This window comes from Pseudomonas sp. GM84 (assembly GCF_000282535.1).
Classification (GTDB): domain Bacteria; phylum Pseudomonadota; class Gammaproteobacteria; order Pseudomonadales; family Pseudomonadaceae; genus Aquipseudomonas.
In genome coordinates, this window is sequence record NZ_AKJC01000370.1 from 1 (window position 1) to 3866 (window position 3866).

The 3866-nt window shown below is 60.7% G+C and carries 6 protein-coding genes; 1 reads left to right on the forward strand and 5 read right to left on the reverse strand.

The features are described 5' to 3' along the window. Positions 1-26: 26 nt before the first annotated feature. From dnaB to rpsF, 5 genes are all read right to left on the reverse strand, one after another. Complete coding sequence (dnaB, locus tag PMI38_RS25895; RefSeq protein WP_008101035.1) at positions 27-1424, reverse strand: replicative DNA helicase; 1398 nt, start codon at positions 1422-1424, stop codon at positions 27-29. A 113-nt stretch (positions 1425-1537) separates the two neighbouring features. Next, positions 1538-1984, reverse strand: coding sequence for a 50S ribosomal protein L9 (gene rplI, locus PMI38_RS25900; protein WP_008101037.1), 447 nt, complete (start codon positions 1982-1984; stop codon positions 1538-1540). 20 nt (positions 1985-2004) lie between these two features. Further along, the gene (locus PMI38_RS25905) at positions 2005-2868 is read right to left on the reverse strand and encodes a hypothetical protein (protein WP_008101040.1); all 864 of its coding nucleotides are present in this window, start codon (positions 2866-2868) and stop codon (positions 2005-2007) included. A 33-nt stretch (positions 2869-2901) separates the two neighbouring features. Beyond that, complete coding sequence (gene rpsR / locus PMI38_RS25910) at positions 2902-3132, reverse strand: 30S ribosomal protein S18 (protein ID WP_003249563.1); 231 nt, start codon at positions 3130-3132, stop codon at positions 2902-2904. 28 nt (positions 3133-3160) lie between these two features. Next, entirely contained in the window at positions 3161-3586 is a 426-nt protein-coding gene (gene rpsF, locus PMI38_RS25915; RefSeq protein ID WP_003249557.1) for a 30S ribosomal protein S6, read from the reverse strand. 90 nt (positions 3587-3676) lie between these two features. Here rpsF and PMI38_RS27675 point away from each other — a divergent pair. Continuing rightward, the coding region (locus PMI38_RS27675) for a hypothetical protein (RefSeq protein ID WP_008101049.1) at positions 3677-3866 on the forward strand (190 nt) is incomplete at its 3' end.

A 3866-nucleotide genomic window follows, 5' to 3' on the forward strand; every position in this document is an offset into this window, starting at 1 on the left:
CGGCTTGCCGGCGATGGGGCGGCGACTTACTCGTCGTCGTCGAAGTTGTACATGCCCGGCGCCAGGTTCTCGAAGCGGGTGTACTTGCCGATGAACGCCAGGCGGATGAAGCCGATGGGGCCGTTACGCTGCTTGCCGATGATGATTTCGGCAATGCCCTTGTGCTCGGTCTCCGGGTGATACACCTCATCCCGGTAAACGAACATGATCACGTCGGCGTCCTGCTCGATTGCACCGGATTCACGCAAGTCGGAGTTCACCGGGCGCTTGTTCGGCCGCTGTTCGAGGGAGCGGTTGAGCTGCGACAGGGCGATGACCGGGCAGTTGAATTCCTTGGCCAGGGCCTTGAGCGAGCGGGAGATCTCGGAAATCTCGTTGGTGCGGTTGTCACCGGCCGAACCCGGGATCTGCATCAGCTGCAGGTAGTCGACCATGATCATGCCGATCTCGCCGTGCTCACGGGCCAGGCGGCGGGTACGCGCACGCATTTCCGAGGGGCTGATGCCGGCGGTATCGTCGATGAACAGCTTGCGGTCGTTGAGCAGATTGACCGCCGAGGTCAGGCGCGGCCAGTCATCGTCGTCCAGCTGACCGGAACGCACCTTGGTCTGGTCGATACGGCCCAGCGACGAGAGCATACGCATGATCAGCGATTCACCTGGCATCTCGAGGGAGAACACCAGCACCGCCTTGTCGGTGCGCAGCACGGCGTTTTCCACCAGGTTCATGGCGAAGGTGGTCTTGCCCATCGACGGACGGCCGGCAACGATGATCAGGTCGGCTGCCTGCAGGCCGCTGGTCTTCTCGTCCAGGTCGGTGTAGCCGGTGGAGACACCGGTGATGTCGCTGTCGGAGTTGAACAGCGTGTCGATGCGGTCGATGGCCTTGGTCAACAGCTCGTTGACGCCCACCGGGCCGCCGGTCTTCGGCCGCGCCTCGGCGATCTGGAAGATCTGTCGCTCGGCGTCGTCGAGGATCTCTTCGGCGTTGCGCCCTTGCGGGTTGAAGGCGTTGTCGGCGATGTCGGTACTGATGCTGATCAGCTGGCGCAACGTGGCCCGCTCGCGAATGATCGCGGCGTAGGCCTTGATGTTGGCCACCGACGGCGTGTTCTTGGCAAGCTCAGCCAGGTAGGCCAGGCCACCGACCTGGGTCGACAGGCCTTCCTTGTCCAGCTGCTCGTGCAGCGTCACCACGTCGAACGGCTGGTTGGCGTCCGCCAGCTTGTGCACGGCACGGAAGATCAGGCGGTGGTCATGCCGGTAGAAATCACCATCCGACACCTGATCCAGCACCCGCTCCCAGGCATTGTTGTCCAGCATCAGGCCACCGAGCACGGCCTGTTCGGCCTCGATGGAATGCGGCGGCACCTTCAGGGCAGCGGTTTGCAGGTCGAGTTGTTCGGGGTTGGTAATCTCGTTCATGGCCACGAAAGAATTCTGGAGGATGAAAAAGACAAAGGGCACGGCCTGTTAAAAACAGGACCGTGCCCGATGTTAACCGGCGAACCCGCTTGGGGCTAGCCAGTCAGCGCAGCTTAGGCAGCTACGACGACCACGCGTACGGTGGCTTCAACGTCGCTGTGCAGGTGCACGGCTACGTCGTATTCGCCAACCTGACGGATGGTGCCGTTCGGCAGACGAACTTCAGCCTTGGCCACTTCAACGCCGGAGGCGGTCAGGGCGTCAGCGATGTCGTGGGTGCCGATCGAACCGAACAGCTTGCCTTCGTCGCCAGCGGTGGCAGTGATGGTCACTTCCAGCTCGGCCAGTTGGGCAGCACGGCTTTCAGCCGAAGCTTTACGGTCAGCAGCTGCTTTTTCCAGCTCGGCGCGACGCTCTTCGAACGCAGCCAGGTTGGCGGCGTTGGCAACGGTGGCCTTGCCGAATGGCAGCAGGAAGTTACGGCCGTAACCAGCCTTAACCTTAACTTTGTCGCCCAGGTTGCCCAGGTTAGCGACTTTTTCCAGCAGGATCAGTTCCATTTGGTAAAACCTCTTAACTTTTAACCTTCACCGTTCGCGGAGTCTTTCCCCGGGGGGGACTTGCGACCGCGAAAATCAATCAGGCTGTCGACAATGGCCAAAACCATCAGTAACGGATAAATCAGCTGCATGATCAGCGGCAACGTCACGTACATGCCCACCAGCCAGAACCCGGCCAGTCGCCCCTGTGCCACCAGCCCATGCATCAAGGCGATGCCGGCCAGGACCAGAACCAGGCTGGACGCCGATGCCAGGATGATGAACTGCGGCCCGATAAACGGAGCCACCACCATCACTGCCACCAAGACCGCCATGGTCTGTTTCGGCAGCTTCAGGGCGCGAAATTCGCGACCGAAGCCTCCAGGGTTGTACAACGCTGCCTGCCAATAGCGCGCCAGCACCAGGGCCAGCACACTGAACAATTGCACTGTCACGGCTGTGGAAGCGACCAGCACAGGGCGGATCAGCTCACCGGAGAGCACGGGTTGCCCCTCGATTTGCGGCATGGCTTCGGCAAACGCCTTGGCCAGCACATCGAAGGTCTGTGCCAGCGCCAGGTCGAGCACGTGGCTGAAAACCACGGCGAACACGGCACTGACCACCAGCACTCGGCTCCAGGGATGCTCGGCACGCAACATGGCGGCCAGGCCCAGGCCACCCGCGATCACCAAAAAGGTGATGGGATCGCCCATGAACCACACGGCCAGCCCGGCCAGCAGGCCGCCGGCGATGACCGTTGAAGCATCCTTGAACCCACGCCGCAGCAGCACAAGGCTGCCGGCAGCGGCACTCAACCAGAACAGCAGCGGCAGTACCGCGCTGATGACCACCACCAGGGTGGCCTGCACACGACCGCGCATGATGAAACTTGCTAACGCTCGCATGCTAATCCCTTACTGCTTGTCGACGACCCGGTCTCAGCGGCCGTGGCTGTCGGTGTAGGGCAGCAGGGCCAGGAAGCGGGCGCGCTTGATAGCGGTAGCCAGCTGACGCTGATAACGAGCTTTGGTACCGGTGATACGGCTTGGAACGATCTTGCCGGTTTCGGATACGTAAGCTTTCAGGGTGTTGAGATCTTTGAAGTCGATCTCTTTCACGTCTTCAGCAGTGAAGCGGCAGAATTTACGACGACGGAAGAAACGTGCCATTTAATAGGCTCCTCTAAAGGTCCGTGGATTACTCGTCAGCGTTATCGCTGGAGTCGCTGTCATTGCTGTCGTCGCCTTCGGCGGAGTCAGCATGCTCAGGACGCTCACGACGCTCACGGCGCTCGCTGCGGTTCTCTTCAGCCTTCAGCATCTCGGACTGGCCGGTAACGGCTTCGTCGCGACGGATGACCAGGTTACGGATAACGGCATCGTTGTAGCGGAAGTTGTCTTCCAGCTCGGCCAGGGCCTTGCCGGTGCACTCAACGTTCAGCATCACGTAGTGAGCCTTGTGAACATTGTTGATTGCGTAGGCCAGTTGACGACGGCCCCAGTCTTCCAGGCGGTGGATCTTGCCGCCGTCTTCTTCGATCAGCTTGGTGTAACGCTCAACCATGCCGCCGACTTGCTCGCTCTGGTCCGGGTGAACCAGGAAGATGATTTCGTAATGACGCATGAATGCTCCTTACGGGTTAGTAGTCTGCCAGGATATCTAGTCAGACAAGGAGTGAATGACACTGTATGTCTTGCCATGGAGGGGAGGCACATGCGCGCCTGCCAGCTCGGCAAGGGGCGCAATTGTAGAGAAGGCAGGACGCACAAGCAAGGTGATTGGCGAATATTTGAACAGCCGGAAACACTTTATGGCTGTTCCGGCCCGATCGCCGGCAAGCCGGCTCCCACAGGGTTACCACTGGCCTTGCGGACGGCAGGGTATCTGTGGGAGCCGGCTTGCC

Coding starts and splice junctions, on each gene's coding strand:
- rpsF (WP_003249557.1), bottom strand. CDS start 3,586: ATGCGTCATTACGAAATCATCTTCCTGGTTCACCCGGACCAGAGCGAG.
- rpsR (WP_003249563.1), bottom strand. CDS start 3,132: ATGGCACGTTTCTTCCGTCGTCGTAAATTCTGCCGCTTCACTGCTGAA.
- dnaB (WP_008101035.1), bottom strand. CDS start 1,424: ATGAACGAGATTACCAACCCCGAACAACTCGACCTGCAAACCGCTGCC.
- rplI (WP_008101037.1), bottom strand. CDS start 1,984: ATGGAACTGATCCTGCTGGAAAAAGTCGCTAACCTGGGCAACCTGGGC.
- PMI38_RS25905 (WP_008101040.1), bottom strand. CDS start 2,868: ATGCGAGCGTTAGCAAGTTTCATCATGCGCGGTCGTGTGCAGGCCACC.